Below are 14,123 nucleotides of genomic sequence, written 5' to 3'. Positions count from 1 at the left end.
TAGCGGCCAGCAGCCGCGATTTAACGATCGATCAAAATGTTTCCCAGTTATCATCTTTCCCGGTGGTCAGCGCGCGTACGTGGGCCGGTGCATTGACCGGCGCTGCCGGTTGCTGGCTGGCACGCGATGACACCGTTTTTCCAAGTGCAGAAGTAAGACGAAACGCCGAAACGGCCATCTTCAGACGGCTCGCCTGCTCTTCCAGTTGCGCCGCAGCGGTAGCGGACTCCTGAACCAGCGCGGCGTTTTGTTGTGTGACACGATCCATTTCCGATACCGCCAGGGCGACCTGGTCGATACCACGACTCTGCTCATCAGAGGCCGAGACGATTTCACCCATGATGTCGGTCACGCGCGTTACCGCGTTGACGATGTCATTCATGGTTTCTCCCGCGCTTTCCACCAGCACCGAGCCGGTATCCACGCGCGCGACAGAATCTTCAATCAGGGCTTTGATCTCTTTGGCCGCGTTGGCGCTGCGGCTGGCGAGGTTACGTACTTCTCCGGCCACTACCGCAAATCCACGACCCTGCTCGCCGGCACGCGCGGCTTCCACCGCGGCGTTCAGCGCCAGGATGTTGGTCTGGAAAGCGATACCGTCGATCACGCTGATGATGTCAGCGATCTTCTTCGAGCTGCCGGCGATGTCGTGCATGGTTTTCACCACGCCATCCACCACCTTGCCGCCGCGCTGTGCGGTTTCCGAGGCGCTGTTCGCCAGCTGTGACGCCTGACGGGCGTTATCGGCGTTCTGCTTCACGGTAGCAGTGAGCTGCTCCATGCTCGCCGCGGTCTCTTCCAGCGCCGATGCCTGCTGCTCGGTGCGGGAGGAGAGATCGTTGTTGCCCATCGCGATTTCGCTGGTGCCGGTGTAGATGGCATCCGAGCCCTGGCGCACGTTGGCAACCGTCTCGCTCAGGGAGCGCTGCATATGGTCAACGGTGACAGCCAGCTGGGTGATTTCGCTGCGCCCGGCGATGGTCAGGCTCTGGGTCAGATCGCCGCTGGCAATCTGGCGAATATGGTCGATAACGCGATTTAACGGATTGAGCAGGGTATGGCGAATGCCGTACCAGACCCCTACCAGCACGATCGCCAGCGCCAGGGCGAGGATCCCCATCTGCCATTTGGCAAAGGTGTAATCTTTCACGCTGGCGTTGAATGCTTCCTGGTTACGCGCATCGGACGCGGTAACATAATCCCGCAGGGCGGTGCCCAGCGCGTTCTGCTTTGACTGGGTGGCCTGGGCGAAATAGGCGTCCATATTGCCGCTCTCGAGGAACTGGATCAGCTCCGTCAGCGCCGCGGCATACTCCTGGTATTTGTCATTGATGGTCTGACTAACCTGCGCCATCGACGGCTGTGGCGTGATGGCGCTGTAAGCCTTGAAGTGTTTGTCCGCTTCCGCCAGCGTCGTGCGGGCGCTGTTGATCAGTTCAGGTTGCGGCTTAGCGGGATCCGTCGCCATGCGCGCGGAGGCGCGGCTCAGGTTGATGCGCGTTTGCAGCAGGTAATCCCAGGTGGAGGTGATTTCGCTTTGTTGAACGCGGAATTCGTTAGAAACCGCAAAACTGTCCTGGTTGGCTTTAATAGAAGAGAAAAACAGACTGCCGGAAACGAGCTGTAACAGAGCGAAGACAGCCAGCACCAACATCAGCATTGTAACAACGCGCATACGGTTCAACATACAACACCTTCTTATGAATTTGTTCTCGGTGTTATCGGCACAACTGACGGGAACTTTACATTTGCGAAAGGGAAAAGCGTGGGTCAGAACGCGACGTCGACGACCAGGGTGTCGCTATAGCTACCGGCGGGAGGAGTGGCCTGATTCGTCAGGACGCGGGCGGTGTAGTTGTAGCTGCGTAACAGCCCGTCGGCGCTCACCTGCGAAGAGGCACTGCTGGACCAGCGTTCGCTGCCGCTGCTTCCCCAGCGATTGGCGGTCGCTTCTTTATAGATCTCATAGCTCATGCGGTTATTGCCGCTGGCCATCCGGCGCACGTTATTGCTGGCGTTAGCACCGTTATTGATGCCGATGGTATAGACGCTGCCTTTGGTGCAGGTCACCGAGATGGCCTGCGAGACGGTGGGGAAATTCTGCACCAGCGGCGCGCTGTTGAAGTTGACGTTCGGGGTGGTCATGGCGCTGCAGTCGTTGGTGACCGTCATGTTGAGGGTGATGCTGGTCAGCACGGTGCCGGTTTGCGGCGTGGTACATAATCCCAGCGCGCCCAAAAAGCATACGTTGTAGCTTACGCTGAAGTTGAGGGTCACCTGATAGGGCCCGGCGCTGACGTTCTGTCCGGCGAGGGTGCGAAAATAGAGCGGGATGTTGTACTGGTTTGAACCGAGCAGAGTTAACAGCGACGTACCGTTCCAGGTCTAGCTCTTGCCTGTCAGCACTTCGCTGCTGCTGTTGCACGTAGACTGGCCGCACAGACGGATAGGGATCGCATCGGTGATAGCGGCGTTATCGGTGCGCTTCATCGTGCCGCGGCTGTTGGCGGCAATCGTGGCTCCGGTGAAGGTGAGGGTCACCGAATCGTTGGTCAACAAACTGAGCACCTTATCGCAGTTCACCACCAGCGTGCCGGTGGTTGCCACTTCATTGCTGCCGCTGAGGGCAAACGAGGTCACGCTGCCAAAGCTGGCATTGACGGTGCTGACCCGGCAGGCTCCCCAGCTGGTCGCCGAAAAGAGAAGCAATCCTACCAACAGAAGCAGGCGTTTCATGGCTGCACCCGGCAGGTCAGCGGACCGTAAGTTTGCAGCTTATGCTCCGGGTTCGCCGCCAGCGTCAGGGTGACATGGCAGCCTTTGCCCTCCGGCGTGATGACGTCGAGCGGGTTGACGTCCGCCAGATCTTCCAGCCAGGCGATGCCATCATAGCCCACCACCACCGGCTTGCGCCCCTGGCGTCGCACCTGGCTGCCCAGCGGGATCGCCTCCCCTGCCCCGTCGTGGAGGATCACGCTGGCGACCCGCTCCTGCTCCATCGGGAAATCCACCAGATAGCCGCTGTTACGCCGCAGGGCGATGCGGCGTTCGGTCTCCTTCAGGCGGGTATCGGCGGGTAAATTAAGGGTGTTAATGCTGTAGCTGGCCGGGTAATAGGCGGATACGCCGCTGATCAGCAGATAACCGTTGCGGTTGGTTTTGCCCACCGGCTGGTTCTCATAGCTGACCGGCACGTCCGGCTGCCCGTCGGTGCTGACGACCACAAAGGCGTCGTTGATTTTGTTGGCGGCAAACAGCTCCCCGTCCATCAGCACTACCGCGCCCATCGCCTCGCCCCACCAGGTCATCATGTCGCGCTCGCCGTAGCCGCCGCCCTGCAGCTCAATATTGTTGTTACGCCACCCCAGGGTGGCCTGCTGATAGTTGCTGGCCTGCGACTGGCGCGCCCACGCCATATTCCAGCTGAAGCCACCGTCGGTGGGCATGGAGTGGTTATAGTTGAGCCGCTGGGTGCTGCCGGCATCCGGGGTGTTTTCCAGGGTGATTGCGGCGCTGTCGCGCTCCCCCAGCGGGATCTGCAGCGACAGGGCCACCGTCCAGTCGCCCTGCTGTCGATCCCGGCTGGCGGCGAGATAAATACTGCTGCTGCCCCATAGATTACGGCTCCAGGAGAGGTTCAGCAGCTCGGTTTTCTTATCGTCGAAACTCTGTACGCCGATCCATGCCGCGCCGATATTGCCATAGTCGCCAAGGTTAAAGGTCAGGGAATACTGATCGGTATTGCGGCTCAGGCTGGCGATGGGCTGGTCGTGTTCATCGTAGACGGTCGGCTGGTCGTAGAGCGCGAGGTTGCCGAAGCCGCGATCGCGACGGCTGTGCTGGGTGGCAATGCTGAAGGCGTTGGTGCTGTACTGGTAGCCCCAGTTGACCTGCCCGCCGGTTTCGCCGCGTATCTTGCTTTGCGTCCAGGCGCTGTTCACCACCCCCAGACGCCCCAGCTTGACGATGGTTCCGGCCCCGCCCAGCGCCAGCTCCTCCGCCCCTTCAACGTGGCCTTCCAGCGTCAGCCAGTCGGTCAGCCCGTAGCGGTATGAGCCGCTGCCCGCCGCCGGGCCGTAGTCAAAATTCTTGATGCCGTAGTTGCGGCGCAGACTGCCGAGGGTCATGGCCCCGTCGCTAAGCCCCTGGCGAAGCAGATCGCTGGTGACGTAGAACGGCATGGTGGTACTCACCTGGCGGCCCAGCGCATCGGTAGTGACCAGCACCGCATCCCCCGCGCCGTTGATGTAGGGCAAATTGGTGAGGGTGAACGGCCCCGGCTGCAAACGGGTGGAGCCCGCCCGATAGCCGTTGACGAACAGATCCACCGAGGTGGGCACCGCCGCTTCACCCGAGAATTCGGGCAGCGGCCAGGTGACGAGGTCCGGGCGCAGGGAGAAATCGCGGCCGTAGCTGATGCCGCCCATGCGCACGCTGCTGCTCCAGCTCAGGGCATCGCTGATCACATCCCCGGCGGTCCAGGTGGTGGCGTCTTCTTCATCGGTGATCGTCAGGGTGGTGTCGTAGCGCACGTACCCTTCTTCCTGACCGCTGCCGCCGGACAAGTTTTTCCGCACATAGCCGGTGGAGGATAACGATCCCCGGTCGTCAAAATAGCGAAACTCATGCCACAGGGAGGCCTGGCCGCCGCTGTGTTCGGTGTGGTTGGTATAGAAGTCGTAGTTGAGCAGCGCCCCTTTACCAAAATGGGGGGTGCTGCGCGCCATCTGGCCGCTGAAGGGGGTGACGCGCGCGCCAATCCACTCCGGCGCGGCGCAGATCGGCGCTGGCGACCAGATACTCCTCCTGCCGCCGGGTGACGGGCACCACCAGCCCGGTATCGTAATGGTTGACGATCAGCACCAGCTGGAATACGGCCTCGTCACTCATCGACTGCGGCACCGGCGGCGGAGGCAACATATCGTCACCGGGATCGGCCCAGCTTGCGGAACTGACGCAGAGCAGGATTAGCATCGACGGCTTCAGTTGACGGGGGCCGACTGCCATTGCGTGTCCCGGGCATTAATTTGCGCACGCATCTGGCCCGGGTGGTCCATCCCTGACGGTAGCGGCCAGCTGCGGGCGCTGCCCGGCAGCACGTAACCCAGCAGGCCATCTGCCAGAGTGCGACGCTGCCCCCCCTGTTGCAGCGTCACCTGACTGAGTCGGACATGCACATCGCCCTGATTACGGACCTGCAAGGCCGGCTGGCCATTCTCGCGGACCACCCGCCAGTTGAGATCCCGCGTCTCGACCAGCGCATGGTGCGCGCCGTCCTTAATGGTGGCAATTCCCTGCCCGTAGACAAACAGCGGAATGGAGTAACGCATCTGCAGCTTCAACCCCATCTGCGGGGTCTCCTTATCCTGCGGCTGGGGGATCTCATCCACGATGATGCGGTAGGCTTGCTCCACCCCCATCGGCACCTCGCTCTGTTTAATCAGGCGGATTAACTGCTTGCTGCCCTTAGCGATAGTGACAATCGGCGGGCTGGCCACCACCTCCTGCTGGGCGGTGTAGCGTTCGAGACCGTTTTCCTGCCGCCAGCGCACAATCCGCACCTGCATGGTGGTGGCGCTGGTGCCCTGGTTCTGCACCCACAGCTCCGTGGCTTTGGTATCCGCCGACAGCCACGGGTCGATGGGCCACAGCAGAATGGTGGCCCCCCCGTGGGCGGTATTGAGCGTCGCGCCCAGCGCCATCAGCAGACAGAGCGTGCGATATCCCGAAAATGCCTTCATTGTCCTTCTCCCTTTGTCACCACGACAGGGTCACGGTGAGTTGATCGGAATAATTTCCGGCCGGGCTGAACCCGGTCAGAAGCGCCACACCAAAAAGCGGTAGCGCAATGTTGTTGCTGTTGGTGTAAGCCACAGACACCGCCTGGTTAACCCCGATCTCACTGTTGGCCGCCAGGGAACTGCTGCTGTACAGGCGGTACGGCACCTGATTTGTCCCGCCGGCCCGCTGCATATTGCGCACCGAGGTGTAGTGCTGACCGCCGTCGATACTCATGCTCAGCGCCACGCCGGGCGTACAGGCGATGGACAGCGCGCCGTTCGGCACAAAGCTGGTATTCACCGCTCCCCGCTCCACCCCGTTACGGGTGCCAAAGTCCAGGGTACCCAGAAGACCACCGCTGCCTGCGGCGACCGAACAGCCGGGGGTGATGGTGGCGCTCACCTGAAAGGATTGCGTCGTCACCGCATGGCCGTTTCCCGCCGCAAGCAGCAGCATGCTCAGGACAAAAAAAGCGCGCAGCCTGCCCTCTCCCGTATGTCGGAGCGTTTGTTTATCCACGCTCATTGAAACGTGCTGGCGCTAATAGGTGACGCTGACGTTAATGGTGTCGGTGTAGGTGCCGGGCACCACGGTGACGCTGTTGCCCCCGCCGGTAATGCGGCCATACAGGGTGTAGCTGTCGACGCCCCCGGCGGTAGAGGTCACCGGCAGCGGGGCGTTGTTGGCGATGATGTTGTTAAACCCGCCGTCGCTGAACAGGCTGTAAGCCACGCCCTGGCTGGTGTTGGCGGTATTGACCAGATAGCGTGCAGGGGTTCCCGGGGTGCCGACTACGGTGCCGGGGGCCGTGGAATTGGTGTTACCGGTGATCGCCACCGTGTAGCTGGCGGTGGTACATTGAATGGTGAAGGTGTTGCCGCCGCTGGCCCCGGTCAACTGGGTGGTCAGCGTGGAGAAGGTCGCCGGATGGGTACCGAAATCGAGAGTACCGAAGTTAATGCCGTCCTGCGTAGGCGAACCGTTAATCAGACACCCGTTGGTCAACGTCAGGGTCGCGCCAATAGTGCCGCTGCTGGTGACAGCCTGGCTATTGCTGGCGGCCATCGCCATAAGTCCACCGGTAAACAGCATCAGGAGCTTTTTGTTCATTTTCCACCCTCCAGAAAATGTCACATGGGGTTATCATTTTTTGTGATAACACTCAGTCTGTTAGGCTTTGTACGAAAAGTATTGCCGCATGCAACGTAGGCTGCAGGCCAAGGTGACCATGGCTGCAAAGCTCTTGGCCAGCTTGTCATAGCGAGTGCCGATCCTGCGATTTTCTTTCAGCCAGCCAAACATCCGCTCAATGATGTTCCGTTGCCGGTATTTGGGCCGGTCAAACAGTCGGGGCAAGCCAGGTCGAGGTTTGCGCGGCATAGCGCGCAATGGGATTACCGGCTGCATTCGGTAACGGTCGCAGTACTGGCGCAGGTGCTCGGCATCGTATCCCTTGTCAGCCAGCAACCACCGGCTACGTTTACGCGGTCGTCCTGGCTTGCCAGCAATTCTTACAGCATCCAGCAGCGGCTGAGCGTGGGAGACATCACTGGCTTGTCCTGGTGAAAGCCTGAAATGCAATGGCACGCCATTGGCATCGCACACCATGTGAATCTTGGTGGTCAGACCGCCTCGACTGCGCCCCAAGGCATGGTCTAACGGTTCTTCAGGCCCCCTTTTTCCCGGCGCCTGAAGAGGCTCGGGTTGCTCGTACTGCGGTGGAGTCGATCATCCAGGTGTCCAAGTCGATCAGTCCTTCCCGGTTCAGCCGAATATGCAGACGCTCCAGTACTCGCTCGAATGTGCCGTCGTCGCGCCAGTCACGAAAACGCTGATACACCGTTGACCAAGGCCCAAAGCGTTCAGGCAGGTCGCGCCAGGGAGCGCCCGAGCACAGGATCCACAGAATTCCGTGGAGAACCTGACGATCATTGTTGCGAGGACGGCCCATTTTCTGTTCTGGAGAAACCAAATCCTTGATCAGCTCCCATGACGCATCAGAAAGTTCGTAACGCCTTGCCATACGGGCCTCCAACCGGTCATGGCGGCAATTTTAGCCACAACGACTTTTCGTACAAAACCTAGCACCCTTCATGCCGCTGCCGGGTGGTTATTGTGAAATTTAGTTTAAGGTTTCGTTCTCAACCACTTTTCACCCTTTGACTCATGCTTTTACCGTATTGACACCTATTTACAAATAAAAACAATCAGATAAGAAATGTCATTCGCCGTATTTTAAGCCTGACTGGAAGATATATTGGTGAAAATGTGATCTGAATCACAATATATCGCCACGGAGTTATTAACAAAATTAATAAATATTAAAAAAATATTGAAAAGCACGCTTTTTTACTTCAATTTAGGTTATGAATCATTCACGCGCTGAATAATAAAAATTAGATACATCAGCTGATTAATTTCATCTTTCTGTTAATGAGGTACTTTGGTGGCAAGTGCAAACCGACTCACGATCTTTATCGTGGTCTTTATGCTGGCGGGCATTCTGTCCGGGGCAGTCATTCATGAGTATGCGTCAGCTGACGCGATCGCAGCCTGGTCAGACAACATCACTTTACTGACCGATATCTTTTTACGCCTGATCAAAATGGTGATCGCACCGCTGGTGTTCAGCACCCTGACGGTGGGAATTATGCGCCTGGGCGAGACCGCCACCATTGGCCGCGTGGGCGGTAAAGCGATGGTCTGGTTTATCAGCTCCTCAGTACTCTCCATTCTGGTCGGATTGTTTATCGTTACCCTGTTACACCCGGGCAGCGGCCTGAATCTGGCCATCCCGGCCGGCACGGTGGATACGGGGCTGGCGACCAGCGGCATGTCGCTGAAAGGTTTCCTTTCCCATACCATCCCCACCAGCATTGCCGGGGCGATGGCCAATAACGAGATCCTGCAGATTGTGGTGTTCTCGATGTTCTTCGGCATTGGCGGCGCGTCGCTGGGGGAGAAATTTAATGCCCCGCTGGTGGCCGCGCTGGACGTGGTTTCCCACATTATGCTGAAAGTGACTGGCTACGTGATGTACGTTGCGCCGCTGGCGATCTTCGCCGCTATCTCCTCGGTGATCGCCACCCAGGGGCTGGGGATCCTGCTTAACTACGCCTCGTTTATTGGCGGCTACTATCTGGCAATCGTCCTGACCTGCATGGTGCTGGTGGCGGTAGGCTATATGGTGCTGAAAAACGAGATCTTCCGCCTGGTGAGCATGCTGAAAGATCCGGTGCTGGTGGCCTTTACCACCAGCAGCTCCGAAGCCGCCTACCCGAAAACCCTGGAGCAGCTGAGCCGCTTTGGCTGCTCGCGCAATATCGTCTCGTTCGTACTGCCGATTGGGTATTCGTTTAACCTGGTGGGCTCGATGGTCTACTGTTCGTTTGCCTCGATGTTTATCGCCCAGGCGTACAATATTCAGCTGACGTTTTCGGAAATCACGGTGCTGATGTTGACCCTGATGCTGGCCTCAAAAGGGATTGCCGGGGTGCCGCGCTCGGCGCTGGTGGTGCTGGCTGCCACTATCCCGAGTTTCCATATTCCGGTGGCGGGGATTTTGCTGCTGATGGGGATCGATCACTTCCTGGATATGGGGCGGTCCGCGATTAACGTGCTGGGGAACGGCGTGGCGACGGCGATGCTGGCGCAGAATGAAGGGTTGCTGGAAGACGAGCCGGTGTTGGTTGAGCACCGGGCTTGATGCGACAATAAAACGCCGGGTGACGGCTTCGCCTTACCCGGCCTACAAAGCCAACCGCATGCAGGATCCGTAGGCCCGGCAAGCGCAGCGCCGCCGGGCGTTGCCGCATCAGGCACGGTGCGGCAATAAAAAAGCCGGGTGGCGGCTACGCCTTACCCGGCCTACAAACTGGCAACATAGCTGCCGTTTTGCGTTTACTTAGGCTACATGACTCGCCGCCACATCCAGCAGCGCCATCTCGTCGCTGTTCAGCAGCTTCTCGATATTCACCAGAATCAGCATCCGGTCACCGAGCGCGCCCAGACCGGTCAGGTATTCGGTGGAGAGCGTGACGGCAAATTCCGGTGCCGGGCGAATCTGCTCGGCAGTCAGGGAGAGCACGTCAGACACCCCGTCAACCACGATCCCGACCACACGCTGGCCCAGATTGAGCACGATCACCACGGTGTTGTCATCATACTCGACGTCGCCCTGGCTGAACTTCACGCGCAGGTCGACGATAGGCACGATAACGCCACGCAGGTTAGTCACGCCTTTGATGAAATCTGGCGTGTTGGCGATGCGGGTCACCTGATCATAGCCACGGATTTCCTGCACTTTAAGAATATCGATACCGTATTCTTCGTCACCTAAAGTGAAAACCAGGAATTCCTGCCCTGATGGCTCGCCGGCCAGCTTGGTTACATTACTCATACCGGTCATTTTTTTACCTTCTTAACTGAATCAGGCGGCTGTGTGCGCCATACGTTGTTCACGATTTAATCCCTGAAGCGCCGAAACATCGACGATCAGCGCCACGCTACCATCACCCAGGATGGTGGCGGCTGAAATGCCTGGCACCTTGCGGTAGTTGCTCTCGAGGTTCTTCACCACCACCTGATGCTGACCAATCAGCTGATCGACCAGCAGGGCATAGCGGCGGCCCGCGCTTTGCAGGATCACCACGATCCCTTGCGTGGCTTCGGTTTTGGCACCGTCCACGTCGAACACTTTCCACAGCTCCACCAGCGGCAGGTATTCACCACGCACTTCCAGTACGCGCTCCCCGCCCGCCAGCGGATGCAGATCTTCTTCACGCGGCTGCAGCGATTCCATCACCGCGTTCAGCGGCAGGATAAAGACTTCGTCCGCCACTTTGACCGACATGCCGTCAAGGATCGCCAGCGTCAGCGGCAGCAGGATACGGATGGTGGTACCTGAGCCCTGCTTAGACTTGATCTCAACGTGGCCGCCCATCTCCTGGATGTTACGTTTCACCACGTCCATGCCCACGCCACGGCCGGAGACGTCCGTCACCTGCTCGGCGGTAGAGAAGCCCGGGGCGAAGATCAGCATACCTACTTCTTCGTCGGTCATATTTTCGTTGACCGCCATCCCCTGCGAGATCGCCTTCGCCAGGATACGCTCGCGATTCAGGCCTGCGCCATCGTCGGTCACTTCGATACAGATGTTCCCGCCCTGATGTTCCGCCGACAGGATCAGGTTCCCGACCGGGGATTTCCCTGCGGCAACGCGGTTTTCCGGCAGCTCGATCCCGTGGTCGAGGCTGTTACGCACCAGGTGCGTTAACGGGTCGATAATGCGCTCAATCAGGCTCTTATCCAGCTCGGTGGAGCTGCCCATCAGCGTCAGTTCGATTTGCTTATTCAGCTTACCGGCCAGGTCGCGGACCAGACGCGGGAAGCGGCTGAAGACGTACTCCATCGGCATCATACGGATGGACATCACCGATTCCTGCAGATCGCGGGCGTTGCGCTGCAGCTGGCCCATGCTGGTGATCAGATCGCCGTGGTTCACCGGGTCCAGTTCGTTAGAACGTTGGGCCAGCATCGACTGGGTGATCACCAGTTCGCCGACCAGGTTGATCAGCTGATCCACCTTCTCAACGGCCACGCGGATACTGGTCGATTCGCTGGAGCGGGCAGCCGGCTTCTCACGTTCGCCACGGTTTGGCGCGGCAGGTTCGCCCGGGACGGCTTTCAGCGCCGGCGCAGCAGGTGCGACAGCCGGTACCGCCGGTGCAGCTTCAACAACCTCAGCCACTTCAGCCGATCCGGCAGCCGGTGCATCCGCTACCGCTTCAAAGTCGATCTGTTCAGGCTCAATCACAAAACAGAGCACCGCGACCACGTCATCTTTGCTGATGCCGCCATCGAGGGTGGCGGCCAGGGTGTCCTTGCCCTTCACCACGTTGCTCAGCGTCGCCAGATTGCTCAGCTCCTCTTCCAGCAGATTCACTTCGCTCTCTTTCAGGCCGGAGAGCACCACGCGCACGCGGTCATCTGCGGCGGGTGCCGCCGCCGGGGCGGCGTCCACGACGCTCAGTTTCGCCGGGCTGACGGCAACGGCTGCCGTCTCGCCTTTGGCTTCCAGCGCTAACTGACGCAGGGCGTGGCAGATATATTCAAAGCTGGCAGCGTCCGGCTCTTGCGAGCTTTTATAGGCATCGAGCTGTTCCTGCATAATATCTTTCGTTTCCAAAAACAGGTTAATAATGTCGGTATTGAGCTGCATCTCACCGCGTCTGGCCTCATCCAGCAGGTTCTCCATCAGATGGGTCGTCTCCTGCAGAATGGTAAAGCCAAACGTACCGGCGCCTCCTTTTATGGAGTGGGCTGCACGAAATATGGCGTTGAGCTGCTCTGAATCCGGTGCCTCGGGCACCAGGTCCAGCAGATGTTGCTCCATATCCGCCAACAGTTCGTCGGCTTCATCAAAAAACGTCTGGTAAAAATCGCTAATATCCATGCTCACGCTATCACCTCGGATTGGCTGGTGGCGATGTTGGAACGGCAGCCGACGGCACAGGGCCTGGCTGTTTTAAATCATCCAGTGACTCATTCTGACTTTCGGCGTTTTCATGCAGGATGGCCTGCTCCGCCTGCTTGTTGAGCACTAAGAGACTAATACGACGGTTGATGGCATCTTCCGGCCCGCGGTCAGTCATGCGCATGGTTGCGGCCATGCCGACGACCCGCAGCACCTTGCCATCGTCCAGCCCGCCGATCACCAGCTCACGACGGGATGCGTTAGCACGATCCGCAGAGAGCTCCCAGTTGCTGTACCCTTTTTCGCCACCGGCGTAAGGGAAGTCATCGGTGTGACCGGAAAGACTGATTCGGTTTGGGATGCCGTTCAACACCGGGGCAATCCCGCGCAGGATGTCGCGCATATAGGGTTCTACTTCGGCGCTGCCGGTTTTAAACATTGGTCGGTTCTGGCTGTCGATAATCTGAATGCGCAGCCCCTCCTGAACGAGGTCAATCTTCAGGTGCGGACGCAGGGCGCGCAGCTTTGGATCCGCTTCGATCAGCTGATCCAGATCGCCGCGCAGTTTCTTCAGGCGCGCCTGTTCCATACGTCTTTTCAGTTCGTCAACGTTGGGCTCGCGTTTCACTTCACCCTGCTGCTGGGTGTAATCATCGCCGCCGCCCGGGATCGGGCTTTCACTGTTGGAGATACGCGGACCCGTCGACACCGCCGTCGCCAGCGGAGTGCGGAAATATTCTGCTATCTGAATCAGCTCTTTCGGGCTGGAGATAGAGATCAGCCACATCACCAGAAAGAACGCCATCATCGCGGTCATAAAGTCCGCATAGGCGATCTTCCAGGAGCCATGGGAGCCTCCCCCATGCCCTTTATGCTTGCGCTTTTTGACTATGACGATGGGATGGGACTGGTTTTTCATGCGTCCTCATTGCTCGTCTGCTGGTTTGGATTCTTCACCGCGCGCACGTGCTCTTCGAGTTCGACAAACGATGGACGCTCGCTGGAGTAAAGGGTTTTACGGCCAAACTCTACCGCGATCGGCGGCGCATAACCGTTGAGGTTGGAGAGCAGCGTGATTTTGACGCACTGCATCATTTTGGTGGTTTCAGCGCTCTTCTGGCGTAATACGGTCGCCAGCGGGGAGATAAAACCGTATGCCAGCAGGATGCCGAGGAAGGTCCCCACCATGGCGTGGGCGATCAGCGCCCCCAGCTCTGCCGCCGGGCGATCCGCAGAGGCCAGGGCGTGAACCACCCCCATTACCGCTGCTACGATACCGAACGCTGGCAGAGAATCGCCCACCATCGCCAGGCTGTTGGCCGGCACTTCCGCTTCGTTTTCGTGGGTTTCGATCTCTTCGTCCATCAACGCTTCGATTTCGAAGGTGTTCATGTTGCCGCTGATGATCAGGCGCAGATAGTCGACGATAAACTCGAGCATCATCGAGTCGGCGAGGATCCGCGGATAGCTGGCGAAGATCTCGCTCTCTTTCGGATTCTCAATATCACGTTCCAGGGAGAACATCCCCTGTTGACGCGACTTGGCCATCAGGCGATAGAGCAGCGCCAGCAGGTCCATATACATACTTTTAGTGTATTTCGAACGACGGAACAGTAACGGCAACGCTTTTAACGTTCCCTTGATCGCCTTGCCGTTGTTGCCAACGATAAATGCACCCACCCCTGCACCACCGATTATGATCAGTTCGGCCGGTTGATAGAGTGCCCCAAGGTGCCCGCCGGTCATCATATAACCGCCGAAAACTGTACCGAGAACTACCAGGTAACCTAATACGATAAGCACGACATCATCCTTCCGCTAGTGACTTTAGCCAGGATACACAGTTCGGGGTTTACCCGTCCGCGGG

General features: G+C 58.8%; 10 protein-coding genes and 2 pseudogenes. 1 reads left to right on the top strand and 11 read right to left on the bottom strand.

The features are described 5' to 3' along the window. Window positions 1-31: 31 nt before the first annotated feature. The 7 genes and pseudogenes from tar to LRS40_RS15800 all read right to left on the bottom strand — a co-directional run bounded on the left by tar (window position 32) and on the right by LRS40_RS15800 (window position 7,804). Window positions 32-1,687 (bottom strand): methyl-accepting chemotaxis protein II, encoded by a 1,656-nt coding sequence (gene tar, locus LRS40_RS15830; protein WP_231312015.1) that lies wholly within the window; start codon window positions 1,685-1,687, stop codon window positions 32-34. Between the two features lie 83 nt (window positions 1,688-1,770). Continuing rightward, window positions 1,771-2,727 (bottom strand): annotated as a pseudogene (locus tag LRS40_RS15825) (spore coat protein U domain-containing protein). Next, window positions 2,609-5,007, bottom strand: a pseudogene (locus LRS40_RS15820) (fimbria/pilus outer membrane usher protein). Before LRS40_RS15820 ends, LRS40_RS15825 begins: the two co-directional pseudogenes overlap by 119 nt. Beyond that, complete coding sequence (locus LRS40_RS15815) at window positions 4,983-5,741, bottom strand: molecular chaperone (RefSeq protein WP_231312014.1); 759 nt, start codon at window positions 5,739-5,741, stop codon at window positions 4,983-4,985. The pseudogene LRS40_RS15820 and the gene LRS40_RS15815 overlap by 25 nt, the downstream one beginning before the upstream one ends. A 16-nt stretch (window positions 5,742-5,757) precedes the next feature. After that, entirely contained in the window at window positions 5,758-6,306 is a 549-nt protein-coding gene (locus LRS40_RS15810) for a spore coat U domain-containing protein (RefSeq protein WP_142486250.1), read from the bottom strand. Between the two features lie 15 nt (window positions 6,307-6,321). After that, window positions 6,322-6,873, bottom strand: a complete 552-nt coding sequence (locus LRS40_RS15805; protein WP_370649964.1) for an SCPU domain-containing protein — start codon at window positions 6,871-6,873, stop codon at window positions 6,322-6,324. A gap of 78 nt (window positions 6,874-6,951) precedes the next feature. Continuing rightward, window positions 6,952-7,804, bottom strand: a protein-coding gene (locus LRS40_RS15800; RefSeq protein ID WP_231312012.1) for an IS5 family transposase whose coding sequence is annotated in 2 segments (ribosomal slippage) — window positions 6,952-7,449 and window positions 7,451-7,804 — 852 coding nt in all. Because the reading frame shifts where the segments join, the coding sequence is not laid out codon by codon here. A 423-nt stretch (window positions 7,805-8,227) separates the two neighbouring features. Here LRS40_RS15800 and LRS40_RS15795 point away from each other — a divergent pair. After that, a complete protein-coding gene (locus LRS40_RS15795) occupies window positions 8,228-9,487 on the top strand; it encodes a dicarboxylate/amino acid:cation symporter (protein ID WP_231312011.1) in 1,260 nt (419 codons plus the stop codon). A gap of 198 nt (window positions 9,488-9,685) precedes the next feature. Here the strand turns inward: LRS40_RS15795 and cheW are convergent, their stop codons facing one another. From cheW to motA, 4 genes are read right to left on the bottom strand one after another with little or no spacing between them, the layout of a single operon-like run. Then, window positions 9,686-10,189, bottom strand: a complete 504-nt coding sequence (gene cheW, locus LRS40_RS15790) for a chemotaxis protein CheW (protein ID WP_032611989.1) — start codon at window positions 10,187-10,189, stop codon at window positions 9,686-9,688. Between the two features lie 21 nt (window positions 10,190-10,210). Next, window positions 10,211-12,241: a chemotaxis protein CheA gene (gene cheA, locus LRS40_RS15785; RefSeq protein WP_142486253.1), complete on the bottom strand. Its 2,031-nt coding sequence runs from the start codon at window positions 12,239-12,241 to the stop codon at window positions 10,211-10,213. 4 nt (window positions 12,242-12,245) lie between these two features. Further along, window positions 12,246-13,175 (bottom strand): flagellar motor protein MotB, encoded by a 930-nt coding sequence (gene motB, locus LRS40_RS15780; protein ID WP_142486254.1) that lies wholly within the window; start codon window positions 13,173-13,175, stop codon window positions 12,246-12,248. Next, window positions 13,172-14,059, bottom strand: a complete 888-nt coding sequence (motA, locus tag LRS40_RS15775) for a flagellar motor stator protein MotA (RefSeq protein ID WP_142486255.1) — start codon at window positions 14,057-14,059, stop codon at window positions 13,172-13,174. The genes motB and motA overlap by 4 nt, the downstream gene beginning before the upstream one ends. Between the last annotated feature and the right edge of the window lie 64 nt (window positions 14,060-14,123).

The sequence above is a fragment of the Leclercia sp. G3L genome (assembly GCF_021117075.1).
Classification (GTDB): Bacteria; Pseudomonadota; Gammaproteobacteria; order Enterobacterales; family Enterobacteriaceae; genus Enterobacter; species Enterobacter adecarboxylatus_C.
This window is presented reverse-complemented; position numbering and strand designations above follow the sequence as displayed.

Excerpts from the sequence above, each read along its gene's own strand:
- motB (WP_142486254.1), bottom strand. The coding sequence starts at position 13,175 with ATGAAAAACCAGTCCCATCCCATCGTCATAGTCAAAAAGCGCAAGCAT.
- cheW (WP_032611989.1), bottom strand. The coding sequence starts at position 10,189 with ATGACCGGTATGAGTAATGTAACCAAGCTGGCCGGCGAGCCATCAGGG.
- LRS40_RS15810 (WP_142486250.1), bottom strand. The coding sequence starts at position 6,306 with ATGAGCGTGGATAAACAAACGCTCCGACATACGGGAGAGGGCAGGCTG.
- LRS40_RS15815 (WP_231312014.1), bottom strand. The coding sequence starts at position 5,741 with ATGAAGGCATTTTCGGGATATCGCACGCTCTGTCTGCTGATGGCGCTG.
- LRS40_RS15805 (WP_370649964.1), bottom strand. The coding sequence starts at position 6,873 with ATGCTGTTTACCGGTGGACTTATGGCGATGGCCGCCAGCAATAGCCAG.
- tar (WP_231312015.1), bottom strand. The coding sequence starts at position 1,687 with ATGTTGAACCGTATGCGCGTTGTTACAATGCTGATGTTGGTGCTGGCT.